The sequence below is a fragment of the Streptomyces sp. NPDC093071 genome, assembly GCF_044754545.1.
Classification (GTDB): domain Bacteria; phylum Actinomycetota; class Actinomycetes; order Streptomycetales; family Streptomycetaceae; genus Streptomyces.
This window is the reverse complement of record NZ_JBIVPH010000004.1, coordinates 671,747-695,405: the sequence shown is the minus strand read 5'-3', so window position 1 is coordinate 695,405 and position 23,659 is coordinate 671,747. Positions and strand designations below refer to the sequence as shown.

General features: G+C 70.7%; 30 protein-coding genes and 1 tRNA gene. 21 read left to right on the top strand and 10 right to left on the bottom strand.

Annotated features, from left to right (window positions below; all coding sequences use genetic code 11):
• Window positions 1-10 precede the first annotated feature (10 nt).
• Window positions 11-84, top strand: a tRNA-Thr gene (locus ACIQD7_RS20300).
• Window positions 85-242: 158 nt separating this feature from the next.
• On the opposite strand, the gene ACIQD7_RS20295 is transcribed toward ACIQD7_RS20300, so the two are convergent.
• Complete coding sequence (locus tag ACIQD7_RS20295; RefSeq protein WP_402443170.1) at window positions 243-680, bottom strand: NUDIX domain-containing protein; 438 nt, start codon at window positions 678-680, stop codon at window positions 243-245.
• A 14-nt stretch (window positions 681-694) separates the two neighbouring features.
• Between ACIQD7_RS20295 and ACIQD7_RS20290 the strand changes: the two genes are divergently transcribed.
• Entirely contained in the window at window positions 695-1,021 is a 327-nt protein-coding gene (locus ACIQD7_RS20290; RefSeq protein WP_402443169.1) for a hypothetical protein, read from the top strand.
• A gap of 414 nt (window positions 1,022-1,435) precedes the next feature.
• Here ACIQD7_RS20290 and ACIQD7_RS20285 read toward each other — a convergent pair whose 3' ends face one another.
• Genes ACIQD7_RS20285 through ACIQD7_RS20275 form a run of 3 tightly spaced genes read right to left on the bottom strand, consistent with a single transcriptional unit; the run spans window position 1,436 to window position 2,039 of the window.
• On the bottom strand, window positions 1,436-1,627 hold the full coding sequence (locus tag ACIQD7_RS20285; RefSeq protein WP_402443167.1) for a hypothetical protein: 192 nt from the start codon (window positions 1,625-1,627) through the stop codon (window positions 1,436-1,438).
• The gene (locus ACIQD7_RS20280; RefSeq protein WP_402443165.1) at window positions 1,624-1,866 is read right to left on the bottom strand and encodes a hypothetical protein; all 243 of its coding nucleotides are present in this window, start codon (window positions 1,864-1,866) and stop codon (window positions 1,624-1,626) included. Before ACIQD7_RS20280 ends, ACIQD7_RS20285 begins: the two co-directional genes overlap by 4 nt.
• Complete coding sequence (locus ACIQD7_RS20275; RefSeq protein WP_402443163.1) at window positions 1,863-2,039, bottom strand: hypothetical protein; 177 nt, start codon at window positions 2,037-2,039, stop codon at window positions 1,863-1,865. The genes ACIQD7_RS20280 and ACIQD7_RS20275 overlap by 4 nt, the downstream gene beginning before the upstream one ends.
• Window positions 2,040-2,203: 164 nt before the next feature.
• Between ACIQD7_RS20275 and ACIQD7_RS20270 the strand changes: the two genes are divergently transcribed.
• From ACIQD7_RS20270 to ACIQD7_RS20255, 4 genes are all read left to right on the top strand, one after another.
• Complete coding sequence (locus ACIQD7_RS20270; protein WP_402443161.1) at window positions 2,204-3,445, top strand: Twin-arginine translocation pathway signal; 1,242 nt, start codon at window positions 2,204-2,206, stop codon at window positions 3,443-3,445.
• Window positions 3,442-3,768, top strand: a complete 327-nt coding sequence (locus tag ACIQD7_RS20265) for a 4a-hydroxytetrahydrobiopterin dehydratase (RefSeq protein WP_402443302.1) — start codon at window positions 3,442-3,444, stop codon at window positions 3,766-3,768. Before ACIQD7_RS20270 ends, ACIQD7_RS20265 begins: the two co-directional genes overlap by 4 nt.
• Window positions 3,769-4,577: 809 nt before the next feature.
• Complete coding sequence (locus tag ACIQD7_RS20260) at window positions 4,578-4,943, top strand: hypothetical protein (RefSeq protein ID WP_402443159.1); 366 nt, start codon at window positions 4,578-4,580, stop codon at window positions 4,941-4,943.
• Complete coding sequence (locus ACIQD7_RS20255) at window positions 4,921-5,436, top strand: hypothetical protein (protein ID WP_402443157.1); 516 nt, start codon at window positions 4,921-4,923, stop codon at window positions 5,434-5,436. Before ACIQD7_RS20260 ends, ACIQD7_RS20255 begins: the two co-directional genes overlap by 23 nt.
• A gap of 276 nt (window positions 5,437-5,712) precedes the next feature.
• Here ACIQD7_RS20255 and ACIQD7_RS20250 read toward each other — a convergent pair whose 3' ends face one another.
• Window positions 5,713-6,027, bottom strand: coding sequence for a hypothetical protein (locus ACIQD7_RS20250; protein WP_402443155.1), 315 nt, complete (start codon window positions 6,025-6,027; stop codon window positions 5,713-5,715).
• 528 nt (window positions 6,028-6,555) lie between these two features.
• Here ACIQD7_RS20250 and ACIQD7_RS20245 point away from each other — a divergent pair.
• Window positions 6,556-7,887 (top strand): hypothetical protein, encoded by a 1,332-nt coding sequence (locus tag ACIQD7_RS20245; protein WP_402443154.1) that lies wholly within the window; start codon window positions 6,556-6,558, stop codon window positions 7,885-7,887.
• A 277-nt stretch (window positions 7,888-8,164) separates the two neighbouring features.
• On the opposite strand, the gene ACIQD7_RS20240 is transcribed toward ACIQD7_RS20245, so the two are convergent.
• On the bottom strand, window positions 8,165-8,446 hold the full coding sequence (locus tag ACIQD7_RS20240) for a hypothetical protein (RefSeq protein WP_402443153.1): 282 nt from the start codon (window positions 8,444-8,446) through the stop codon (window positions 8,165-8,167).
• 504 nt (window positions 8,447-8,950) lie between these two features.
• On the opposite strand from ACIQD7_RS20240, the gene ACIQD7_RS20235 reads away from it, so the two are divergent.
• The 9 genes from ACIQD7_RS20235 to ACIQD7_RS20195 all read left to right on the top strand — a co-directional run bounded on the left by ACIQD7_RS20235 (window position 8,951) and on the right by ACIQD7_RS20195 (window position 14,721).
• A complete protein-coding gene (locus tag ACIQD7_RS20235; RefSeq protein WP_402443151.1) occupies window positions 8,951-9,337 on the top strand; it encodes a hypothetical protein in 387 nt (128 codons plus the stop codon).
• A 280-nt stretch (window positions 9,338-9,617) separates the two neighbouring features.
• Entirely contained in the window at window positions 9,618-9,746 is a 129-nt protein-coding gene (locus ACIQD7_RS20230) for a hypothetical protein (RefSeq protein ID WP_402443149.1), read from the top strand.
• Between the two features lie 19 nt (window positions 9,747-9,765).
• Window positions 9,766-10,899: a hypothetical protein gene (locus ACIQD7_RS20225; protein ID WP_402443147.1), complete on the top strand. Its 1,134-nt coding sequence runs from the start codon at window positions 9,766-9,768 to the stop codon at window positions 10,897-10,899.
• Window positions 10,896-11,723: a barstar family protein gene (locus tag ACIQD7_RS20220; RefSeq protein WP_402443145.1), complete on the top strand. Its 828-nt coding sequence runs from the start codon at window positions 10,896-10,898 to the stop codon at window positions 11,721-11,723. The genes ACIQD7_RS20225 and ACIQD7_RS20220 overlap by 4 nt, the downstream gene beginning before the upstream one ends.
• 259 nt (window positions 11,724-11,982) lie before the next feature.
• The gene (locus ACIQD7_RS20215; RefSeq protein WP_402443144.1) at window positions 11,983-12,435 is read left to right on the top strand and encodes a hypothetical protein; all 453 of its coding nucleotides are present in this window, start codon (window positions 11,983-11,985) and stop codon (window positions 12,433-12,435) included.
• A 294-nt stretch (window positions 12,436-12,729) separates the two neighbouring features.
• Complete coding sequence (locus ACIQD7_RS20210) at window positions 12,730-13,479, top strand: hypothetical protein (protein ID WP_402443142.1); 750 nt, start codon at window positions 12,730-12,732, stop codon at window positions 13,477-13,479.
• Window positions 13,480-13,542: 63 nt separating this feature from the next.
• Complete coding sequence (locus tag ACIQD7_RS20205; protein WP_402443141.1) at window positions 13,543-13,803, top strand: hypothetical protein; 261 nt, start codon at window positions 13,543-13,545, stop codon at window positions 13,801-13,803.
• Between the two features lie 85 nt (window positions 13,804-13,888).
• Window positions 13,889-14,422, top strand: a complete 534-nt coding sequence (locus ACIQD7_RS20200) for a hypothetical protein (RefSeq protein ID WP_402443139.1) — start codon at window positions 13,889-13,891, stop codon at window positions 14,420-14,422.
• A 38-nt stretch (window positions 14,423-14,460) separates the two neighbouring features.
• The gene (locus ACIQD7_RS20195; RefSeq protein ID WP_402443137.1) at window positions 14,461-14,721 is read left to right on the top strand and encodes a hypothetical protein; all 261 of its coding nucleotides are present in this window, start codon (window positions 14,461-14,463) and stop codon (window positions 14,719-14,721) included.
• Here ACIQD7_RS20195 and ACIQD7_RS20190 read toward each other — a convergent pair.
• Complete coding sequence (locus ACIQD7_RS20190; protein WP_402443136.1) at window positions 14,706-15,011, bottom strand: hypothetical protein; 306 nt, start codon at window positions 15,009-15,011, stop codon at window positions 14,706-14,708. The genes ACIQD7_RS20195 and ACIQD7_RS20190 overlap by 16 nt on opposite strands.
• Window positions 15,012-15,302: 291 nt before the next feature.
• On the opposite strand from ACIQD7_RS20190, the gene ACIQD7_RS20185 reads away from it, so the two are divergent.
• Together ACIQD7_RS20185 and ACIQD7_RS20180 are read left to right on the top strand one after the other, a co-directional pair.
• On the top strand, window positions 15,303-15,593 hold the full coding sequence (locus tag ACIQD7_RS20185; RefSeq protein WP_402443134.1) for a hypothetical protein: 291 nt from the start codon (window positions 15,303-15,305) through the stop codon (window positions 15,591-15,593).
• A 99-nt stretch (window positions 15,594-15,692) separates the two neighbouring features.
• Window positions 15,693-17,768: a restriction endonuclease gene (locus tag ACIQD7_RS20180; protein ID WP_402443132.1), complete on the top strand. Its 2,076-nt coding sequence runs from the start codon at window positions 15,693-15,695 to the stop codon at window positions 17,766-17,768.
• A 104-nt stretch (window positions 17,769-17,872) separates the two neighbouring features.
• Here ACIQD7_RS20180 and ACIQD7_RS20175 read toward each other — a convergent pair whose 3' ends face one another.
• Window positions 17,873-19,261, bottom strand: a complete 1,389-nt coding sequence (locus ACIQD7_RS20175; RefSeq protein WP_402443130.1) for an NAD(P)/FAD-dependent oxidoreductase — start codon at window positions 19,259-19,261, stop codon at window positions 17,873-17,875.
• 158 nt (window positions 19,262-19,419) lie between these two features.
• Here ACIQD7_RS20175 and ACIQD7_RS20170 point away from each other — a divergent pair, with 158 nt between their 5' ends.
• The 3 genes from ACIQD7_RS20170 (at window position 19,420) to ACIQD7_RS20160 (ending at window position 21,353) form a co-directional block, all read left to right on the top strand.
• Entirely contained in the window at window positions 19,420-20,313 is an 894-nt protein-coding gene (locus ACIQD7_RS20170) for an aminoglycoside phosphotransferase family protein (RefSeq protein WP_402443129.1), read from the top strand.
• A 200-nt stretch (window positions 20,314-20,513) separates the two neighbouring features.
• Window positions 20,514-20,996, top strand: coding sequence for a GNAT family N-acetyltransferase (locus ACIQD7_RS20165; RefSeq protein ID WP_402443127.1), 483 nt, complete (start codon window positions 20,514-20,516; stop codon window positions 20,994-20,996).
• Window positions 20,997-21,005: 9 nt separating this feature from the next.
• Window positions 21,006-21,353, top strand: coding sequence for a hypothetical protein (locus tag ACIQD7_RS20160; RefSeq protein WP_121828109.1), 348 nt, complete (start codon window positions 21,006-21,008; stop codon window positions 21,351-21,353).
• Window positions 21,354-21,372: 19 nt separating this feature from the next.
• On the opposite strand, the gene ACIQD7_RS20155 is transcribed toward ACIQD7_RS20160, so the two are convergent.
• Entirely contained in the window at window positions 21,373-22,383 is a 1,011-nt protein-coding gene (locus tag ACIQD7_RS20155; protein WP_402443124.1) for a zinc-binding dehydrogenase, read from the bottom strand.
• Window positions 22,384-22,486: 103 nt separating this feature from the next.
• Window positions 22,487-23,650, bottom strand: coding sequence for an NAD(P)-binding protein (locus ACIQD7_RS20150; protein WP_402443122.1), 1,164 nt, complete (start codon window positions 23,648-23,650; stop codon window positions 22,487-22,489).
• Window positions 23,651-23,659 lie beyond the last annotated feature (9 nt).

Below are 23,659 nucleotides of genomic sequence, written 5' to 3'. Positions count from 1 at the left end.
TGCACGGGCTGCCTCCTTAGCTCAGCTGGCCAGAGCACCGCTCTTGTAAAGCGGGGGTCGTCGGTTCGAACCCGACAGGGGGCTCTTGGGTGCGGAGGGCCGGTGCGGGGGTGTGATCCTTGAGCCGGTCCTTTCGCGTATGAAGGGGCACCTTGAACGAGGTCCCAGGTGCCTGACCTGGGGCCTCGTCGTTGTCGGGACCTCTCAAGGGCCGCGTGCCGTCCGTGTGCCGTACGGGATCTTCAAGGTGTCGCCTCGTCCTTGAGGCTTCCGGTGCTGAGGGCGCCCCGGAGGACGTGGGCGATCTCCTCGGGCTTGAGGTCGATGCCGTCGAGCCCCTCCGGGGTCAGCGGGATCTCCTCCAGTGCGTACTCGCCCCGGCCCCCGGCGCTGAACTCGGGGCCGGTGCGGTCGTCGAAGGACCAGGTCGTGATGCGGGCGAGGTAGAAGAGCTGGCGCTCGTCGTCGGACTCCATCGTGTGGAGGAGGCGGACGATGTCGGCCTTCCCGGCGATCTCCTCGTGGATCTCGCGGTGGAGGGCGGCCTCCCGGGATGCGTCCTCGGGTTCGACTCCGCCGCCGGGCAGGACCCAGTACTCGGGGATGCCGGGCCTGGTGCGGCGGATGACCAGCATCGTGTTCTCGGGGGTGACGAGGACGGCGCGGACTCGTTCGATCATGTCGGTTCTTCTCCTTGCTTGGTAACGGGCTGTTCGTCGGCGGTCCCAGCAACATCGTCGGCAACGACGTGGTCGAACTTGCCGCGCAGTACATGGCCGAGCACGCCCGGTTCGAATTGTGGATCGGAACCCACGAGCCGCCCCTGGGCTTCCGGCAACAGTTCGAGCGAGGCCGGGCTTCTTCCGAGGCGATGCTCGCGGCCTACGAGACCTGGGTCGAGTTCGAAACCGCCTACCAGGCATCCGGCAGGAAGGTCGGCCGGGTGCGCGACGAGCGGGAGAGGCTGAAGGCGGCCCTACGTAGGGCCACTGATGCCCTCGTGCGGGCCCGAATCGAATAGCGATGAGTGTCCAACTGCGTGACAACGCCGACAGATAGCAGCGGCCGAGCGCGAACGTCTGCGGACCATCAGCGCAGGCGGGAGGCGCAGCAGTCCAAGGAAGCGCCACCGCCCGAGTCGCTTCGGGACGAAGAGGCCCTCGTGCCATATCCGTGCCAGATCGTGCGGGGACTCACAAGGAATGAGGAGCATCTAGAGGGCCTGCGCGGTGAAGTGGCTAGCACCGCAGCCGTGCAGGTCAGGCCGAGGATCACCCTGCCGCTCCTGTAAAGCGGGGACCGTCGGTTCGAACCCGACAGAGGGCTCTGTGGGTGTGAGGGCCGGTGCGGGGGTGTGATCCCCGGCGCCGGCCCTTCGCGTTCCCGTCCCGTTTCGGGAACGGCCCCGGACGCCGCTTCACGTTCTTCGCACACCTCAGCGGGTCCGGCCCGCGTGGTCGAGGTGGTGCTGAAGGCGGCTGGAGTCGTCCATCCCTGAGGGGCGCGGCCCGCACTCCGTCGGGACGGTGTGCCAGTAGGCCGGGATGTGGGCGCCCGTCGCGGCGTCGTCGGTGACCGGGGTGGCCTCGCCGGTGATCTTCCGGCCGCAGTACGAACAGTGTTTCACCGGGCGGGCTCCTCGTGCGTGGGGCGGGTGATCAGGTCGACGGAGACGCACTCGTGGTAGCGGCGGTGCCCGGTCCGGCCGCTGTGCCGCAGGGCCCACAGGTCGGAGGCCGCCCGGTCGGGGCCGACGGGGGACTTCTCGCCGCACTCCTTGCACGCGGTGTGCACGGTCGACGGGTTCCGGTCGGGGTCGGGGCCGATCGTCCACAGGGCGTGGCGCAGGACCGTGCCCGGCTTCACCGCACCACCTTGTCCGGCTCGTCGGTGATCACGTACCACCAGCTCACGTCACGGTCCTTCGCGCACTTCCGGTGGGCGAAGACGTGCTTGGAGCCGACCTCGGGGGCCGTCACCCGCACGCACGCGTCGGCGCCGGGCTCGGGACAGTACGCGCAGTCCCTCCCTTGCATCATCACTCCCTCCATCGGGGGCATTTCCGCAGATTGCCCATGCCCCGTCGTCCTGAGACCGATGATGTGCGGACACCGCACCGCACGGACAGGCCATCGAGTGGCCACGTACGGCCACGTCGCGGCCACGGCCCTCAGGGACCGCGATGACACCTCACACTGGCGGCATGAGCCGCAACGACGCCCTTCGCTCGGCACGACTCCGCGTCGGTTGGCGCTCCGCCGACGCGGCCGCCGCCGGTCTTCAGGCCCACGGTCAGCGGCTCCTCGACGACCCGCACTTCACCGTGTCCCCACGGACCTGGCGCCGGTGGGAAGGGCCTCGCCCTGGGTGGCCGTCGGAGGAGACCGCGCTCGTCCTCCACGACGCCCTCGGCCGCTGGCCCGAGGACCTCGGCTTCACCACGCCGCCGGGCTGGATCCGACCCGAACACCACGAGGAGGCTGATCTGCGGACCGCCCGTCTCCTCGACGTCACCGCCGCCGCGCTCGCCCCCGGACCCCTTGCTCCGCAGCAGGTCGATCCCGCGCTCGTTGACTACTTCCAGGACCAGCTCGAAGGGCACTACCGGGCCGACATGCTCCTCGGCCCCCACGACCTCATCGGCACCCTCGGCCCCCAGTACCAGCTCATCGACAAGCTCACCCGCTCCGCCACCGGTGAGACCCGTCGCGGCCTGCTCCGCGTCGGCGCCGCGTACGCCGCGCTCGTCGGCTGGCTCTACCAGGACGCCGGCGACCTCTCCGCAGCCGCGTTCTGGCGGGGTGTCACCCAGGAGGCGGCGCTTCGCGCCCGCGACCCGCACCTCATCGGCTACGCCCTGGTCAACTCGGCGCAGGTGCGCACCGATCTTGGCGACGGGGCCGGTGTCGTCGACCTGTGCGAGGCCGCTCTCGACGGCCTCGGTGTGGTGCCGAAGATCCGGGTCATGGCCATGCAGCAGCAGGCCCACGGTGCCAGCCTCCTGCGCGACCGGGCGTCCGTCGACCGTCTCATCGACGACGCCGACCGGCTCCTTCCTCAGGTCACCGATGACCTGCCCTGGGGCAACGCCTGCCGCCGGACGCCCGGGTACCTGGAGGTGCAACGGGCCACCTGTTATGGCCGGCTCGGCCTCGGCGCCGAGGCGAGCGCACTGTGGACGCAGGTACTTGACGTCGTCCCCGGCACCGCGCGGCGGGACCGCGGCGTCTACATGGCCCGGCACGCCACCGCCGCGGCGGCCTCGCGGGAGCCGGAGCAGGCGGTGGAGATTGCCCGGGAGGTGGTGACGATCGCGGTGGAGACCGGGTCGGCGCGGATGCGGCGGGAGTTGGTCACTCTGGAGCGGGTCATGCGGCCGTGGCAGGATGCCCCGGTCGGGCGGGCTCTCGCCGAGGCCTTGGCGCCCGTGACGGAGGGGAGCTGACCGTGCCGGACGAGAAGACGCCGCTGAGCGATGCCGAGATCACCGCCGCGCTGGCGGAGGTGCCGGGGTGGCGGCGGGACGGGAACGAGATCACCCGCACGTACGCGATCCGTTACCACGGTGGCGTTGCGCTGATCGTGCACGTCGCGGACGTCGAGCGGCTGATCGGGCACCACGCGGACATCGACCTGCGGTGGGACCGCGTCCGGTTCGGGATCACCACCCACGACGCCGGTCACCGGCTCACGGCCGCCGACTTCGACCTTGCGCGCCGGATCGATGCGGTAGCCGCCGCGCATCTGGCTGAACCGGTCGACGGCTGACGAGTTCCGCCTTGGAGCCGCTGGTGCCTCGAACCGAGTGAGCAGCGAGGGTAGCTCCGTCAGCTGTCCCCTGACCTGATGCACATCCGCATCGCCGCCAGGAGAGCGATCCGAGATCTCCCCCCTTCTTCACCAGGTGCACAACGCCCCCGGAGATGAAGGAGCCTGCCGACCGAGCAGACGGACGGCCCTGAGCTGTTACAAGTTTCTCTACCTCATCAAGCACCCGGCTGCGCTCCGCTCCGCCGGGCGGGCTCCCGGCTCCGCTGGGGCGCCGCTCCTGCCTCCGGCCCGCTCCGCCCCCGCTGCGCCGACGCCCGCCCCTGCAAGTGGGATGGCTCAAGGGCATGAGTCCGAGTCCCCGACGCCCGCGGTTGTCTCACCGTCACAGACATGCCTCCGGCGGGGGCGCAACAAGCACCAGGATGGGCGGGGGCTCCGTGAGCGGGTGCCGGCCGTGGGGTGCTTCGGTGGGGGACTCCCATTCCGTCTGCCATCGACCCAGGACAAGCCGAGCAGACACGGGCCCTGGCGTCCAGGTCGTTCGTACAGTGGCGCGCTCCACCTGGACGCCAGGGCCCGCGCCCGCTCCACATACGTGTGGGTCGACGGCAGACGGGATGGGAGTTGGGGGGCTCAGGTATCGCCTTTTCGCTTGTGCGATGTCAGCCGATGGGGTGACAATCAACTCACCAAGGAGCCCAGTGTCGTGCTCTGATTACGTTCAGTGGCGAAAGATTAGCGACAAATAAGGACGGGGAGACCTGTTGTCAGGTGGCCGCGCACCGGTTAGCAAGATCTCCAACGAGGTGAAGCTCACCCAGTACGGCGAAAAACCGCCGGTTGGGGATGGGTTTCGAGACAAGCTTCGTCCCGAGATCGGCGAAACCGAGATTTCTCTGATCCTTGGAGAGGTCGACTCCGCAGCCGCTTCGATGCTGGTCACGAAGATGTTCCAAGCGGGAGCCGACCGGAGGGTCACCACGGCTGAACAGTTACGCGCTCGTAACTTTCGAGTCGTACATTCACCCACTAGGGGGAATCCTCTCCATGTGAGCGTCTTTCCGCCCGACCAGGCACCCGATGAGCCTGCCGACTGGGACGATGCCATGGCTGACGCGTTCAATGCGTGCTTCACTGAGGACGGCAACCTTGGAGGTGATTGCCTTGAATAAGGCCCTTATGCCCGTATTGGGGAACTTGGCGTGGGTGCCGGATGCCGCCATCGAGCGGGTCGACATCCTGGACCGCTTCAACGGCGTGCCAACGTTGGGCGTACTTGAGCAGCGTAGTGGTGATCACCTCTTCTGGCGCGCTGTGGGGTACGTTCCGGAGCGATTCTCGATCTGGATCTACGCTCCAATCAGCGAGCGGGAAGCCAGCCACCTCCAAGAGTGCGAGCCTACGGACCTTCTCGAAGGGCTGCTGTTCCATGCTGCTGAGCCGAGGTACGTGACTCTTGGCATAGCGGAGGGGAACCGCCTGTTCTTCGAAAGAGAGTGGTGGCTGCCAGCCGGTCACTCTCCCGAAGACATGCGCTCGGATCTTCTGCTCTTCCTGCTCGAAGCACTTACGCTCGCCAAAGCTCAGGGGCTCCCCCCGAGCAGGAGAGACGTCGTTGATCGTGCAACCCGAGCAGTCCAAGAAATGACCTTGACCGCTCACTGAACGTGGGCTGTCCTCAAGAGTGCTATGTGGCAGCGCTGGCGAACTGCAGCGGATCATCAGTGCACGTGAGAGGCGCATCGGCCTTGAATGGCGGCACCACCCGGGTTGTCTCGGGATGGGGAGGCCGCCGTGCCACATTCGTGCCAGATCGTACGGGGACTCACGGGGAATGAGGGGCATCTAGAGGGCCTGCGCGGTGAAGTGGCTAGCACCGCAGCCGTGCAGGCCAGGCCGAGGATCACCCTGCCGCTCCTGTAAAGAGGCTATTCAGTGCGTTCACCGGTTCCAGATCTCCTGGAACTCTCCGGCCGAGATGACCTCCAGCGGATCCTCCTCAGGGTCGATCGCCTGATCCGTCAGGAAGCCGTGCTCGTCCTCCAGGTGCTCCCAGCTGTACCGGTGAAGTCGGCCAGCCGGAGTCAGCTCGGCCTGCTTGATGACGACCAGCTCGTCGCGGTCTGGCACGGCCTCGAAGTGCCATAGGCCGCCCTCCTCGTCGACGTGACGGAAGTACCGCCGCAGGGTTGCCCCCTCGTCAAGGGATCGGAAGTAGACGACGCTCTCCGCCTTGATTCGCTCCAGGTCAACCATGGGATCATCGTGCCAGCGAGCACGTATGGTCGCACCGTTCTGACATCCACAGGTGACATCAACGACCCCGGACGCCAGCACCCCGAGGTGGTCCTACCCCGCTGACGTGGCCGGGTGGATCCCCAGCAGCGCCGAGCACTGGTCGAACTTGTAAAGCGGGGATCGTCGGTTCGAACCCGACAGGGGGCTCGGCGGGTGTGAGGGTCGGCGCGGGAGGCATGATTCCCCGGCGCCGGTCCTTTCGCATGATCACGGCCGTGCCGCCTGCGGGTCGGAAGGCCCTGGAGTACGTCGGCGGCGCGGGCGGCGGATCCGGTCGTCACGGAAGCCGCTCCGGGGCCCCGAAATAGGTGGCCGGCCCAGGCGCCGGAGGCCGTCTTCGTGTCAAAGGAGACGCGCACGTCGCGACCCCGCACGAGGGCCCCTGCAACCTTTCGTGGTGTCACGGGGTCGAACAGGTGCACGGGAAGCGGTTTGGTGCTTCCGTCAGTACCGGGTGCCTCCGCGTCCGGGGCCGAGGAGGGTTTCGTGGCACATACGCGTACGGCAGTGGTGGCAGCGACGTTGGTCGCCGCGCTGGCGCCGGTGGCGCTCGGGGGGTCGGCGGCCTTCGCCGTGTCCGGGACGGCGGCCGCCGGCACGGCGGCGGAGGAGGAGGTCGGGGCGGTCGTTCAGGACGGTGGTCGGCTGACCGTTCCGGCGGGCGAGGAGGGGCCGGTGACGCTGCGGTTCACGGCCGCGCTGCCGGTGGGCGTGAAGGGCCCGGTGACCGCCTCCTTCGAGCTGGACACCTGGCTGACCGAGGGCGAGGCGGGCAGTTCGCCGGTGAGCCGGGACGTGATCCGTTCCGTCTGCGCGGTCAACGGCGTCTCGTACGGGGACTGTGCGTGGCACATGCCCTACCACCCGCCCGTCCTGCACGACCCGCCCACCCGGCCCTCCCTCGACCTTCCCGCGGTGCCGGCCGCCGAGACCCTCGCCTACACCGTGACCCTGGACACCGATCAGACCGCGGCCGTTCTGGGCCGCCTGAACGCCCTGGTCGAGCTGAGGGACAGTACGGGCGCGACCGTGGCCCAGGGCACGCTCGGCCTCGACTTCGTCGCCGGGACGCCCTCCGCGGACCGGCGTGGCACCGTCCACGTGCGGGACAAGGACGGCGTGCTGTGGCGGTACGAGGGCACGGGCGACGTCGCCCGGCCGTTCGGGACGCGCAAGCGGGTCGGTGGCGGCTGGAACGCCTACACCGCCGTCGTCCCGGTCACGACCGCCACGGCGGACGGCCGGGGCGACCTCGTCGCCCGCGACAAGGCGGGTGTCCTCTGGTACTACGCGGGCACCGGCAAGCCCTCCGCGCCCTTCGCCCCTCGCAAGAGGGTCGGCGGCGGCTGGAACGCGTACACCGCCCTCGTCGGCGTCGGTGACGGCGGTCTGGTCGCCCGGGACCGGGACGGCGTGCTGTGGCGCTACAAGGGGGAGTACGGCACGGTGTACGGGCCGCGCCAGCGGGTGGGCGGCGGCTGGAACACGTACACCGCCCTGACCATGTCGGGCGCCGCCCGCGACGGGGCCCTGGGGCATGACGAGGACGGCGTGCTGTGGAAGTACAACCGCTGGGGCCCCTACCCCTCCCCGCCCTTCCAGCAGCGCCAGCGCGTCGGCGGCGGGTGGAACACGTACACGGCGATCGCGGGCACCGCCGAACTCGGACGTGACGACCGCCCCGATCTCGTCGCCCGGGACAGGGACGGCAAACTCTGGCTCTACCAGGGCGCGTACAAGCCCCTGTCCGGCCTCGTCCCCGGCTCCGCCCGCACCCTTGTCGGTGGCGGATGGAACGCCTATGACCTGATCTTCTGAGTCCTCGCTCCTGCGAAGGGGGTCGTCGGACCGAACCCGCAAGGGGTTGGACGGGGGAGCGATCCATCGGGGCCGGCCCTTCCGCGTGATCCGGTCACACGGTCTCCCCTGTCCCGTGATGAACGAGGAGGAAGGGCCCGCGAGGAACGCGACCCGGGTGGCGACGTCCTGGGCGAGGTGGCCGCCTGTTCCAAGGGCTGGAATCGCTGAAGGTCACAGGGAAGATCGATGGGCGCCTCTTCGCGTGGGCCCGGGTGCTCAGGGTGCTGAGTAGCGATCAGGTGGTGTCGCTGGCTCGTAGCTCGGCCTTTCGTCGGCGGGCGTAGCCGTCGAGGTCTTGCTTGATGGCTACGACCTCCTCCACACGGATGTGGATGGGCCCGCAGTACAGGGCATCGCACGAGCGGGGGAAACTGCCGTCGATGAGCGAGATGCCGCTGAGCACCACGCCCGCCACGTCATCGACCGCTGTGCACAGGACCGGGTGGAACGAGCAGTCCTCGTAGATGTCGCCCACCTGGATGCCGTTCGGATTGCCGGGGTGTGGTGTCTCGTTCATGGGGCCAACCTGTCACGAGCGACGGCTTCGGTGCTTCTGTGTTCTGGGGCCGGTCTCTCGGGCTCATCGATCCTTGGGTACGGTGCGCGGCATGTCCAGTGGTCCTCCTGTCTGCCCCGAGTGTGCTCAGCCGATGAAGTCGGGCGGCCTTGTCCTCATGCGGCGGGAGGAGGACGGCAAGCGGACCTGCCGTGCCCTGTGGCGGTGCCCGGACCGGCGGCTCTGGTGGCATTGGGCCGATCAACCGGACGCACCCATGGAGCTGTGTCCGGTCCCGCACCTGTTCGGCACGTGATGGAGTGGTCAGCAGCCGGGCCGCCCATGGGCCGAGGAGGGGCTGACCAACGACTGCCACGCGTGACAACAGGTGACCGTTCGACCGCAGGTCGGAAGCCACCAGTCGGAGAGCGCCCCAGGCTTGATCAAGAACGAGGGCGAGCAGTTGTTGGCGCGGCCTCATCCCCAGTCGCCGAGGCGTCGGCGGGTACCGAAGAAGATGACCGTATGCGCTACTTCAACGGGACCGGTTGGCTCGCCATCTTCACCGGTACCGAGACGATGATCGGACGGACCGTTCACGTAGACGCCTGGGACGAGACGACGGGGGTAGCCCTCGTTGTCGATCCCAAGCGCGGCACCCGGCGAGCGGTCACGGATTATCCGGACTTCTCCCACTTGGAGCAGGCGGATCAGGTGGTGGCCGCTGTGCCAGGAGGAGGGTGGCGGGCTTACTGGAAGGATGAAGGGCCGGGCCATGGACCGCTGACCGAGCAGGTTCTCGCATGGCTGATCACCGCGAAGGGGCGAGCTACGCCGATCACGGTCGATGCTCATGGTCACGTCGACGACGTCGATGGCGCTGATCGGCTCATTCCGCCCGGGGAAGGATGACCACAGCCCGATTCACCGTCTCAGTTGCCGTCTCATTCAGCGCCGTTCGGCCTCATTCAGGCAGGGGCAGAGCTGCTGCAAGAGCAACGGTCATCCGTAGAACGGGGTTATGGCACAGAACTTGAGGAGCGGTCGCGGAGGGTTACCTCGATGTTCGATCGCGAAGGACTGGCTCGTGTGAGACGGCGTAAGCCTTGGTGTCCGGCAGCCGGGAATGACGCTCCCTCAGGTGCACTCCGTTCGCTGTTCTGGGCGGCTGTGGACGGTGATGGTGCTGGTCATGCAGGTCGATGCACCGTTCTGGGACTCACTGGTGTTCGACGGGATCGACGAGGTGGAGGGCGAGGCGGTCACAGCCGTCTTCGGCACGGTCGAGGTCGTGGCGAGAGGCCGCGCAGCCCGGGTTTGAATGTCCGGACTGCGGCAGCTTGTCGGATCGAGTCCACGACCGCTACCAGCGCAGGCTGAAGGACCTTCCGCTCGCGGATCAGGGCTTTGTGATCCGGCTGACGGTCCGGCGCTTCATCTGCGGGTCGGCGGACTGCCCGCGTCGGACGTTCGCCGAGCCGTTCTTCCGACTGGCTGCGCCGTACGCACGGTTCACGACTCGGCTTGGCCGAGCCTTGGAACGAGTGGGGCTCGCGCCGGCAGGGCGGGCCGGTGCCGGGCTGGCGGCCCGGCTGGGCTTCGGAGCCGGCCGGATGAACTTGTCACGGAGGGTCACGGCATTGCCCGATCCGCAGTTCGGTACTCCGCGTGTGCTGGGCGCGGACGACTTCGCGATTCGTCGCGGCCAGACCTGCTCCACGGTCTTGACCAGTGTCGAAGACCATCGCGTGGTCGACATACTCCGGACCCGCGAGGCCGGACCGCTGGCCGCCTGGCTGATCCGCCACCCGGCGTGGAGATCATCTGTCGGGGTCGGGGTCGGGGTCGGGGTCGGGCGGGGCGCCTACGCCGAGGGCGCCCGGCGCGGTGCATCCGACGCCCTGCAGGTCGCCGACCGGTTCCCACCTGTGGCAGGGCCTCCGACGGTGCGGCAGGTGACCGGCTGGCTCACCCGACACCCCGCCGCGCTGAGCGAGGACGACCGCGTCGGCCTGAAGGGTGTCCTGGCCCACTGCCCCGAACCGGACAAGGCCGCCGGACACGTCCGCGATTTCGGCGAGATCCTCACCGGCCGCCTCGGCGTCAGGCTCCCTGCCTGGATCGACGCCGTCGACGCAAGCCGGCTGCCCGGCCTCACCGGCTTCGCACTCCACCCGCGCCGGGACCTTGGCGCCGTGACCGCCGGCCTCACCCTCCACTGGAGTTCCGGCAGCATCGAGGACGCCGTCAACCGCGTCAAGAAGATCAAGAGACAGCTCTACGGTCGCGCCGGTTTTCACCTGCCGCGGAAGACGATCCTGCTGCAGCAGCCCCGCGACACCCTCTTACCGATCTCATCGAGCTTGGTCATCAGTAGCCTCCTGACCTGGTCAGACTATGTTCGTCAAGCACGATCTGTCCTCCTTGAACCACCCTGGTACCGAGCAATCGCCGTGCAAGGATCTCGCCCATGATGACCAAGCCCACTCTGACGGAACGCCGCTCTCCATGGGTCGTGTTCACCTCCCCGGCCGACCCGTGGCTGGCGTCGGAAACGGCCGCGCTCGTGCAGCGAAACGGTCTGGTCCTGCGGCTGAACGGCCGGGAAATGCGGGATCCGGCGTCCGTCTTCCGTACCTTCGCCCGGGAACTGTCGTTCCTCGACTGCTTCGGCCACAACTGGGACGCGCTCGTGGACTGCCTCCACGACTGGCACGGTCCCGGCCACGGCGACCAGGACCTCGCGATCCTGATCGAGCACGCGGACGACCTGCTGAATTCAGACTTCCTCGGGCTGTTCGTATCGGTCCTCGCCCAGGCGGCATGGAACTCCAACCTGCGCCTGGACGGCGATGGCGAGCCCGATGAGTGGCGGCAGCGTATGGCCCAGCACTTCGTCTTCCTCCTGGACCACACGGCACCCGTTGCCTTTATGGAGAAAGCAGCCCGCGGCATGGACGTGGCGATGGCGCTCTCGGAGGGCCGCCTGCTCGTCACCCTGACCGACGTCAACTGGCCTGGTGGGGATTCCGCGTCCGCTCCCTGGACGGCCGGTCCGCTCTCCTTCGCGGACGAGGAGATCCTCAGCGGCAGGAACATCGAGGGCATCAAGGTGTTGCGAGACCACCTCGGCTGCTCGATCCACGAGGCCCTGGACATCCTCCAGTCTCGCTCTGAGCTCCTGCGCCGCGACCATTCAGGCGGCCACATGACGGGCCGTGCCGGCCAAGCGACTGGATTCGCTGAGCAGCCGTCTCGACGCGACCAGACAGCACCCATATCCCGAACACCGAGATGACTTTCCGCGACGGCTCCCCAAGATGCGTGCCAGAACCCCGAAGTCGTGAACATCTGCTGTCCGTTGTCCGTTCTCATGAACGAAGCCAGCGGTGCGAATCCGGCAGAAGTTCATGAGCGGAGCCCCCCGACTGATCATGGGCGGTGGTTTTCGGTGTCCACGGGGGAGGGCAGTGGATGCAGGGCGGCTGGGGACGGGCGCGAGCGTGCGGGACGAAAAGTGGATGCCGGGTGCTGGGTTCGGCAGGCATGATCGCGCCATGTCGACCGATGTCAGCGGAATGATCGAGTGCCGACCGGGGGCCCGACTGTGGGGTCCGGACGACGAGGACACGGTCTGGGAAGCGGGTATCGACCTCTTCCTGCTCAACAGGGGCAACGCCTACGACGGCCTGGCCTGTCTCTTCGGAATCCGCAACACCTTCGGCTTCCGTCCGCTCGCCGAGGGCCGCGGCTTCCCGGACGACGCGTCGGAAGGACTGAGGGAGGAGTTCGCCGGCTTCGGCGGTCCCGACTGCGTATACGGGACGACATGGCTGACCTGGGTCGAGTTGTCGGCGACCGACTGGCAGGAGACGAACGACTCCGGTACGCGGAGCCGTGCGTCGGCCGCGGGGCCCGACACGGACTGGGGCCGGGTCTGGAGGGTCATGGGCGTCCTCGGCGAGGTCCATGGCGCGGAGAACGTACGCCTCGTCGTGTGGTTCCACTGATCCGCCCTCCCGTGCGGAGCGTGCATCCGGCCAGATCCACCGTCACTTCGGCAAGGTGCGTCTGCCGCGCGCTCGACGACTTGGGTCGCGCTCCCGCCTTCTCCCCGCTTCAGCCGGGACGATCGATTCCACGGATTCAGGCAACCGCCGTGAGACGAGACTTGAAGATCATTGTCCCAGTCGTCGTGCCTTACCGGGCAGGCGTACAGGTTGCCCGACGCGCCGGGAGGTTACGGGGGCCGTGGTCACTCGTCCTCAAACAACTCCAACCCCAGTCCGTTCTAGATTTGGCCCGTGAACCACAGCCGTTCCAGCGCCGGAGTGCCCCGCGAGCCCGGCCTGCCGTCCTACCGGGCGGTCCTGGCGGAGACCGATTGGGGTTCGGTCCAGACGGCTTTCGGGAGTGGTGAGGGGCTTCCTCGGCTACTGGAGCGGCTGTTGGTGCCCGATGCCAAGGTTCAGGTGGCCGCTTTGGCGGAGGTGGGTGAGCTGGTCGGGCACCAGAACAGCATTTATGAAGCCACCGCCCCCGTCGTCGTGTACGTCGCCGGCATCCTCGACCACCCGGCCGCCATGTCCCTTCGGGCCTATCGCGACGTCCCCGTCCGTGCGACGCTGCTGAGCTGGCTGTTTTCCACGGTCTACGACGCCTCCGACGAGATCGTCGGGCGCATCGAGCAGTACTCTCCCGGCCTCCTCGCCCGTGACACCACCATGTCGGCCTTCCGGGAGCTGCGTCCGGTGCTTTATCGGGCCGTCGAGCCCTTCCTGGGGGACGACCACGAGGACGTGCGCGAAGCCGCCGTCCTCGCCGCGCTCGTTCTCGCCGAGCATCCCGCGCTCGCCGGGCACCGCGATCGGCTCGCCGTGTACGCGCGCCGGATCCTGGAGACCCTTGGCGACGACGACTCCGACCGGCGGGTCGCCTGGAAGGTCCTCGAAGCGTGGGGACACGACCTCACCGGCGTTGCGCCTCCCCGGGAGGAGACCTGGGACTGGGGTCCGCACAGTGATGGCCGCGGCGATCTCGTACCTCCCTTCTGACCGAGGGCCGAGGGCCGAGGACCGAGCGCCGGTCCCCGTGGAGCGTCCTTGTAGCGTGACCGGGTGGACGAAGAACCCGTACTCATCACGCTCACGCCGGACCAGGCGTTCGTCCTGTCCGATTGGCTGTACGAGGTGATGATGGAGTCCGACAAGCTGGACGCCATCGTGCCGGATCGTGCGGTCTGGTCCGGGATCCACGCGATCTCCGGGACTCTGGAGAAGGAGCTCGCGGGGGTCTTCGCGCCCGACTACGCGGAGCGGCTCGCGGCGGCCCGTGGTCGTCTGATGGAGCTCATGGGTGGTGCGGGGGAGGGGGAGTGAGGGAGCGGCGGAGCACCGGTGTCGTCGTGCTTCCCCGGCTCCGTGCGGCGGGGCGTTGTCGGTGTCCGGTGCTAGCTTCACCGGCATGGCGAACCGTTCATATCTCTACTCCGCCGACTCGATGCCGAGCGAGACGGAGAACCCCCAGCGGATCCGGTGCATATCCGAGCACAACTGGGACATCCCGCTCGCGCACAAGCTCTTGGTGGGGCGCGGAACGACGATCGTTCCGTCCATGATCTGGAACCCTCCGATCGGCATCGCCGGGGAGTACGCCGACGGGGAGGCCCTGCTGCTCGACCTGCTGCGCGTGGTCGGCGAAGGGCTGGAGGGGGACGCCGAGTTCGCGGAGTGCGTCGCCAGGACCACGGCGCACCTCGACAAGCAGCGGGCGAAGTACTTCGTCCTGGAGACCGGGGAGATCGTCTCGATGACGGACGACGATCCGGTGGGGAGCGTGCGGAGTCTGGTGGCCGGGGAGATCCCCCGTGCCGTCGCCAGGGCCGAGGCGGCGATCGCCGGCCGGGACGACGACTGGCTGGCCTCGGTCCGGGCCGACTGGCAGAAGCACTTCGCGTCCTTCTACGCCGACGCGCTCTACTTCTCCTTCCCCGGCTGACGGGACGTGCGGGGAGGCGTCGGCGGTACGATCCGCGGATGTCTTCAGAGGTGTCCGGGGTCGTCTGGTCCTTGCAGGGGTTCAGCAAGGCGGACGAATTCCTGCGTACCGAGTTTCCGATCAGCCGTGAGCAGATCCTTCGGCTTCGGGAAGTGATCGAGCCGGACGCGGACGACCCCTGGATGTTCCTCGGTTACGAGGTGCCTGTCGAGGTGTGGCCGGCGGTGGACGCGATCCTGCGGTGCGGTCCGCCCGATCCCGGACTCGACTACTTCACGGGGTCTTACGCGTCCGAGTGATCGGGGCCGGTGCCGTGGACGGTGGTACGGACGGTCCGCCGTCGCAGCATTCCGTCACGGCGCGTCGGCCAGGTCAGGGCCCGGACCAGGGCGTTGTGCACCACGAAGTACTCCGGGCGCACCCAGCCCTCCTCCTTGGAGTACGGGCCCGGGCCCTCGCCCCAGTACAGGCGGTGCATGAGGCGGTCGTACGCGAAGCCGCCGGCGAGGAGGAGGAGCGGGGCGGTGAGTGCGGCGCCGAGGGTGATGCCGCATTGGAGGGCCAGGTGGGAACGTCCGTCTGTGCGCACGAAACGCAGTATGGGCCCTGGGCGCGCGCGGTGGGCGCGGATCCGGGCGGTCAGCGTTTCTGCCGGTAGACCAGGACGATGCCGATCGTGGCCAGCACCGCGACCAGGACGACGAACCACGGCGGCATCGCGTCGAGTCCCTTGTAGGCGAGGGGAGTCGTCATGGGAGCGGACCTCCTTGGGTGAGAGTCCTCTTCGGCTGCCCGCCCCGGGGAGGGAGATGCGCGTACCGCGAGCTTTTCGGTGGAGCTCCGGTCCCCTGCGGAGGGGCCGGGGAGAAGGAGGGCCGGGATGGACGAGGAACGACGGGTGCGGCTCGGGCGGGTGGTGGAGGCCGCGCGAGGGGTGTGGGAGCGGAACCGGGACGGGAGCGTTCTGCAGGAGTTCCTCAGGGAGCGCGGGTGCGACGGGGTCGATGCCGTCTTCGTGACCATGGGGGTCGTCGGGTGCGAGCTCGGGGAAGCGCGGCGGATCTACTTCGCGGCGCCCTGCCGACGCGACGACCTGGAGTTCCACAACGCCTTCTTCGGGCGGATGGAGCGCCTGGAGGGGGAGGCGGGGGCTTCCGGTCTTCCGGAATGAGTGGGGAGTTTCTGTGTGCAAGCGCTCCGCCGTCCGGGACAATCTGGCGCTACGGGGGTGTTCACGTGGCACGGGGTGTTTTCGGGGAGGGGTGCGCGCATGGGGCGGCGTTCCGGGGGGCTGATCGGGATCTGGGCCGAGCAGCAGAGGGTGGCGCAGCGGCAGCGGGAGGGGCAGCAGCAGGCCGTCCTGCGGCAGCAGCGTGAGGCCGAGCGGCAGCAGCGGGCGTACGAGCGGGACGTGTCCCGGATGCAGCGGGAGCAGCGGGCCGCCTACCGGCGGCACCGGGACGCCGACGCCCTGAGGAAGACCCGGGAGATCGACGAGCGCGTCGCCGCGCTGGAGGGGCTGCTCGCCGCCGGATGCCGGGCGCCCGCCTTCCGGGTGGAGTCGCTGCGGCGGGCCGAGGAGGTCGAGCCGTTCGCGCCCGGCGCCCTCGCGCAGCCCGTACCCATGCCCGACCAGCGGCACTACTCGGGGCGCGACGGGCGGGCGCGGTTCGAGCACGACTGGTACGCCGCGCAGGCCGCCGAGGCGCGGCGCCTGGAGTCGCTCGCCGCGTACCGGAGGGAGTACGACGCCTGGGCCGCCGCCCGGATCACCGAGATCCGCGCGTACAACCGGGGGGTCGCCGGGACCGGCCAGGCCCTGGCCGGCGGTGACGCCGAGACCGTCGTCGACTACTTCTCCGCCGTGCTCTTCTCCTCCACCGCCTGGCCCGACGGGTTCCCGCGCGAGGTCTCCGCCGCCTACGACCGGGGCGGGCGCGGGTTCGTCCTCGACTGGGACCTGCCCGGGTACGAGGTCGTCCCCGAGACCAAGGGCGTCAAGTACCTGCCCAGCACGGACCAGGAGAAGGAGGTCGCGCGGCCCGTCACGCAGCGGCGGGCGCTGTACCGGAGCGTCCTCGCCCAGAGCGTGCTGCTTGCCGTGCGCGAGCTGTTCGCCGCCGACCGGTTCGGGGCCCTGGAGTCCGTCGCCCTCAACGGGTACGTGGGCGGCGTCGACCCGGCCACCGGGCTCGCCTCCCGGGTGTGCGTGGCCTCCGTCGTCGTGGGCCGGCAGGACTTCGACCGGCTCAACCTGGAGCTGGTCGCCGCCGTGGACTGCCTGACCGGTGCGCTCGCCGGGCGGCTCTCCGGGAAGCCGGAGGAGCGGGTCGCCGTCGCGCCCCTGAGGACGCCCGACCAGGTCGGGGGCGACGTCGTCGTGCAGGGGGACGGGGAGGAGCCCGACCTCCTCTCCATGGACCCCGTCGCCTTCGAGGGGCTCGTCGCCGAGCTCTTCCGGGCCCGCGGGCTCCAGGCCGTCACCACCCGCCGCTCCAACGACGGCGGGGTCGACGTCGACGCCCTCGACCCCGATCCCATCAGCGGCGGCTCGATCGTCGTCCAGGTGAAGCGGTACCGGAACACCGTGCCGCCGTCCGCCGTGCGCGACCTCTTCGGGACCGTGCAGGGCGCCGGGGCCAACAAGGGCGTCCTCGTCACCACCTCGAAGTTCGGCCCCGGCTCTTACACCTTCGCCAACGGCAAGCCGCTGACGCTGATCTCCGGGACCGAGCTCGTCGACCTGCTGCGGCAGCACGGGCTGCGGGGGAGGCTGGGCGGCGCTCCCGGGGCGGAGGTCCGGCCCGCTCCGGAGGGACCCGTCCCGGAGGACCCGGCCGCTTCCGCTTCCTCCTCCTCCGACGACTTCAACCTGCTCGGGATGGTGTGGCGCGGCTCCGTCGCCCTCGACGTCTGCGCGCTCGTCTGCGAAGGCGGCCGGGTCCTCGGCGACGAGTGGTTCGTCTTCTACAACAACCCCGCCACGCCGGACGGTTCCGTCGCCATGGTGCCCGCCGCCCCCGGCGACCGCGCCGCCGTGCGCGTCGGGTTCGACGCCCTTCCCGCCCGGGCCGACCGGCTCGTTCTCGTCGCCGCCGTCGACCCCGAGGTCAATCCGGACGCCGACCTCCACGGCTTCACCGAGGCCGGGATACGGCTCCGGGACGGATCCGGCGGTGAACTCGACCGGCTCGACGTGTCCGACGGACGGGCCGGGGAGACCGCCCTCGTCCTCGGGTCGTTCCGGCGGCGGACCGGGGGCGACTGGGACTTCGTGATCGGGGGGAAGGGGTACGCCGGCGGGCTGGAGGAGCTGGTGGGGGACTTCGGCATCGAGGTGCGGTGAGGCCGCGTCTTTCAGGGGCGCGTCCTCGAAGGGCCCGCCCGGCCCCTCCACCCCCCGCCCGGCTCCTCCACCCCCCGTCCGGCCCCTCCACCCCTCCCGCCCGTCTACCTCCCGCTCAACCGGTTCGCCAGCACCGCCACCCGGTCCGTCCGGGCCGACAGGCCCAGGGACTCGCGGCGGTCCGCGCCGCGGAAGGCCGCGTACATGGTCTGGACGCCGAGCCAGCGCAGGGGCTCCGGTTCCCACTTGCGGACCTTGTGGCCGACCCAGGGGAGGGCCGTGAGGTCGGTCGGGCCGGACTGGCCGGAGTCCTGCTGGATCAGGTCGCGCAGGGTGCGGGCGGCGAGGTTCGCGGTGGCGACGCCCGAGCCGACGTAGCCGCCCGCCCAGCCGAGGCCCGTGGAGCGGTCGAGGGTGACCGTCGCGCACCAGTCGCGCGGGACGCCGAGCACGCCGGACCAGGCGTGGTCGATCCGTACGCCCGCGAGCTGCGGGAAGAAGCGGACCAGGATCTCGCGCAGGGCCTCGACCGTCTGCGGCTGGGTGCGGCCGTCGTTGTCGGTCTTCGAGCCGAAGCGGTACGGGACGCCCCGGCCGCCGAGCGCGATCCGGCCGTCGGCGGTCCGCTGGGCGTACATGTACGCGTGCGCCATGTCGCCCAGGGTCTCGCGGCCCTCCCAGCCGATGGACTCCCACTGCGCGTCCGTGAGCGGCTCGGTGGCGATCATCGAGGAGTTCATCGGGAGCCAGGCGCGGCGCTGCCCGGCCAGGGAGGCGGTGAAGCCCTCGGTGCAGCGCAGCACGTACGGGGCGCGGACCGTGCCGTACGGGGTCACCGCGTGCTTCGGCTCGATCTTCGTCACCGGCGTCGACTCGTGGATCGTGACCCCCAGCGCCTCGACCGCCGCCGCGAGCCCCTTCACCAGCTTCACCGGGTGGAGGCGGGCGCCGTGCGGCGTCCAGGAGGAGCCGACGGCGCCGGTCACGCGGACGCGCTCGGCGGTCTCGCGCGCCCCGTACAGCACCCGGTCCGTCTCCCCGAAGGCGATCTCGACCGTGTGGAAGTCCTTCAGGCGGGCCAACTGAGCCGGGGAAAGCGCGACTTCGAGAACTCCGCCGTGATGCACGTCGGCGTCGATCTTCTCCCGCTCGCAGACGTCGACGACCTCGGCGACGGTGGTGTTCATGGCCTGCTGGAGGCGGACGGCCGCCTCGTGGCCGTGCAGCCGGGCGTAGCGGTCGCGGCCGGCGATGCCGTTGTAGAGCCAGCCGCCGTTGCGCCCGGAGGCGCCGTACCCGCAGAACTTCGCCTCCAGGACCGTGATGTTGAGGAAGGGCACGGCCTTCTTCAGGTAGTAGGCGGTCCACAGGCCGGTGTAGCCGCCGCCCACGATGCAGACGTCGGCGGCGGTGTCGCCGGGGAGCGGCTCGCGGGGGGCGGAGGCGCCCTCCTGCGCGTACCAGAACGAGATGCCGCCGTTGACCGTGCTCATGTGTACCCCTGCACTGTGTGTCCCCTGGACCGTGTGTCCCCGGACGCGGAACGTGTGGGCGGGACGTTACCCGGGCCCCGCGACCCGTGGATACGGATGCGGTGGTGGGGGTTTCCGCGCCGGACCCGACACCGTGTACGTCGTCTAAGCTCGTCCGTGTGATCCACGTACCGGAGGAACTCGCGCGGTCGCAGGCGAAGTACAACGGCGGGGCGGGGCGGGCGTTCGTCGCCGGACTGCCCCGCATGGCCGGGGAGTTCCTCGACCGGTGGGGGCTGCGGGTCACCGGACCCTCGATGTACGGGATGGCCTCGCTGGTCCTCCCGGTGGAGCGGCGCGCGGACGGCGTGCCCGCCGCCCTCAAGATGCAGCTCCTCGACGAGGAGACCGAGGGCGAGCCGGTCGGCCTTCGCGCCTGGGACGGGGCGGGGGCCGTACGGCTCCTCGACCACGACCCGGCGACCGGCACCATGCTCCTGGAGCGCCTCGACGAGGCCCGGCCGCTGTCCTCCCTCGCGGACGCCCGGGAGGCGCTGCGGATCGTCGCGGGCCTGCTCGCCCGGCTCACGGCCGTCCCCGCGCCGCCCGGCCTGCGGACGCTCGGCGGCATCGCGGCCGGGATGCTCGCGGAGGTGCCCGGGGCCGCCGCCCGGCTCGGCCCGGAGGACGCGGCGCTCCTGCGGGACTGCGCGGCGGCGGTACGGGAGGTGGCGGGCGAACCGGGCGACCGGCTGCTCCACTGGGACCTGCACCTCGGGAACGTCCTGGCCGCCGGGCGCGAGCCCTGGCTGTCGATCGACCCCAAGCCGCTCGCGGGCGACCCCGGCTTCGACCTCCTCCCGGCGCTCGTGGACCGCTTCGACCCGGACCCGGACGAGGTCCTCTGGCGGTTCGACCTGCTCGCCGAGGTCGTCGGGGACCGGCGGCGCGCGGTGGCGTGGACGCTGGGCCGGGTCCTCCAGAACGGGCTGTGGGACGTCGAGGACGGGGAGCCGTCCCTGGACGCCGAGCAGGTCGCGGTCGCGCGGATCCTGCGGGAGAGGCGGGGGTGAGGCCGGGCCGAGGCCCAAGGGCCCGAGGTCCAAGGGCCCGGCACCAGAGGGTCCGGCACCCGGCGGGTCCGGGCCGGTGGCCCCGACACCGACAGGCTTGGCACCCGAGGGCCCGACATCCGGCGGCCCCGGCACCACCAGCAGGTCCAGGACCTGGAATCCACTGGCCCGGAAGCTCCGGAGCGAGGCACCCTGGCCCCATGATCCGTACCGTCATCCCCGCCGACGTCCCCGTCGTCCACGCCCTGATCCGCGACCTCGCGGAGTACGAGAAGGCCCTCGACGAGGTCCGTACGACCCCCGAACAGCTTCACGAGGCCCTCTTCGGCGAGCGGCCCGCCGCCTTCGCGCTCCTCGCGGAGGACGCGTCCGGCGAGCCGGTCGGCTTCGCGCTCTGGTTCCTCAACTTCTCGACCTGGCGCGGCGTCCACGGCATCTACCTGGAGGACCTGTACGTCCGCCCGGAGGCGCGCGGCGGCGGCCACGGCAAGGCGCTGCTGCGCGAGCTGGCCCGGATCTGCGTCGAGCGCGGCTACGAGCGCCTGGAGTGGTCCGTCCTGAACTGGAACAAGCCCTCGATCGACTTCTACGAGTCCCTGGGCGCCCGTCCGCAGGACGAGTGGACGGTCTACCGGCTGACGGACGGGGCCCTGGCGGAACTCGGCGGTGCGGCGGGAGTGTAGGAAAGGGGCATGAACAACGACGACAACGACATCGAGCGGCGCTTCCGGCGGATCACCGACTTCATCGAGGCCCGCCTGACGCCGCTCTTCGACCCCGCGAACGGCAGCGACCACGGCTTCGGCATGGACGACACCTCCCGCGCGCTGCGGGCCGCCCGCTACACCGTGCAGGCCGCGTCGGCCGTCTCCGGCCTCGTGGAGAAGCGGGCGACGGCCCCGGAGCTGCGGCAGGTCGTGGACCAGGCCCTCGAACACAACTGGGACGTGCTGCGGTCCGTCGCCCGGATGTGGGAGGACCACCCGGACTTCGCGAAGGAGTTCAAGGCGCACTCCTGGGACGTCGTCGGGGCCGTCTGACATCCGCTGAGGAGGGTCTCTACGGGATCAGGACCACCTTGCCCGTCGTGCCCCGGTTCTCCAGGGCGCGGTGGGCCTCCGCCGCCTCCGCGAGCGGGAAGCGGTGGACCGCCGGGCGGAGGGTGCCGTCGGCCGCGGCGGCGAGGGCGGCGAGTTCGAGGTTCCGGACGTCGCCGCCCGCCTTCCGGATCATCACCGGACCGAGGACGGACTCCGAGGTGATGCCCCGCTCCGCCAGCTCCTCCGGCGTGAACGCGAGCGGTTCGCCGTCGTGGAGCCCGGCCCCCGACCAGCCGAAGACGACGTGCTGCCCGCCCTTGCCGAGGAGGTCCACGGCGGCGCGGCCGGTGTCGCCGCCGACCGAGTCGAAGACGACCGTGGCCGCACGTCCGCCGAGGGGGCCTTCCACATACGCGCGGACCTTCTCCGGCCAGTCGGGCTCCAGGTAGTCGACGGCCAGGTCGGCCCCGTTCTCCCGGACCAGGGCGGTCTTCGCGGGCCCGCCCGCGAGGCCGACGACGGTGGCGCCGGCGTTCTTGGCGTACTGGACGAGCAGGGTGCCGATGCCGCCCGCGGCCGCCGGGACGATCGCGACCGATTCGGGCCCCAGCTCCGTGAACTGGAGGATGCCCAGGGTCGTGCGGCCGGTGCCGATCATGGCGACGGCCTCCGCCTCGCCGAGGTGGGCGGGCAGGGCGTGCAGCCGGGCGGCGTCGGTGACGGCGAGTTCCGCGTAGCCCCCGGGGGCCATGCCGAGGTGGGCGACGACCCGCTCGCCGAGCCAGGACGGGTCGGTGCCCTCCCCGAGCGCGTCGACCGTGCCGGCGACCTCGCGGCCGGGGACCGTGGGCAGCTCGGCGGGGGCCGGGAAGGGGCCCGTCCCGCCCTCCCGGAGCGCCGTGTCGAGGAGGTGCACCCCGGCGGCCGCGACCCGGACGCGGACCTGTCCGGGGCCCGGGACGGGGTCGGGGACCTCCTCGTACGTGAGGTTCTCGGCGGGGCCGAAGGCGTGGAGGCGGACGGCGTGCATGACGGTTCCCCTGTCGTCGTGCGACGGATCGCGGTGGTCGTGACGGGAGAAGCCTCCGACCTCAAGCACGCTTGAGGTCAAGGCGTGCCGTGAACTCCCCGGATCAGCGCGTCCCGTACGCGAGCCGGTCCGCGCGCAGCGCCAGCGACACCGCCTCGACCGCGCTCGTGAACGACACCTCCGAGAGCACGCCCGGCGCCGCGACCTGGTCGCCCACCAGGTACACCCCGTCGCCCCGGTCGACGGCCGGCCGGTCGCGCCAGGTGGTCCCGGGGCGGTCCACCGCTCCCGTACGCCCCTGGGACAGCGACGCGCGCCGCCACACCGTCCGTTCGCGCCAGCCGGGGAAGCCGAGGTCGAGGAGGCGTTCCGCGTGGGCGACCCCGTCCGCCTTGGACGCGTCGGGGCCGACGGGCAGCTGGGCCTGGAGGAGCTGCTGCCCGGCGGGGGCGAGCGAGGGGTCCTGCGCGGTGAACCGCTCGATCCAGCCGGGCGCGTCCAGGTCGGAGACGACGAACGGGTCTCCCTTCCGGGTCCGCAGCGCCAGGTCGACCAGGACCGTGCGGCCGCTCTCCCAGGTCAGCGACGGGTCGCCGAGGAGCCGGGCGGCGGCGGGCAGGGCGGTGGCGACGATCACCGGGCCCCCGCCGGCCGGCAGCGTGTCGACCCGGGACGAGGTCTCGATCCGGACGTCGAGCTCCCGGGCCCGGTCCGCCATCCGCCCGATCAGGGCGCCCCAGCCGCCCCGGACGTAGTGCGCCTCGGGCGGCAGGGCGGTGGCCCGGCGCAGCCGTTCCTGCACGAAGCGGGCGGAGAGCGCGCCGGGGTCGTGGTGGAAGAGCGCGACCCCGCTGTACGCGGCGGCTGCGCGGGCGGCCCGCGCGCCCGAGAGCCCGGTGGCCCAGGTCCGGAAGTCGGTGCCGACGGGGGCCTTCCGGGCGGTACGGAGGGACTGGCGGAGCAGGCCGGGCGGCGGGACGCGGCGGAGGGCGCCGTCGCGGTGGAAGCGGAACCGGAGCCCTTCGGCGGGCGGCAGCGGGGCGAGCGGCCCGAGGAGCCCGCGCTGCTTCAGCCAGGTCCAGTGCGGTCCGCCGCTGTAGAGGGCGTGCGGGCCGTCGTTGGTGCGGTACGGGCCGTCGGCGGTGCGCGCCCGGCCGCCGAGGTCCCGGTGGGCCTCGTACAGGGTCACGGCGGTGCCGGCCTCGGCGGCGGTGACGGCCGCGGTGAGTCCGGCGAAGCCGCCGCCGACGATCGTGAGCTTCCGCATGGCGCTCTC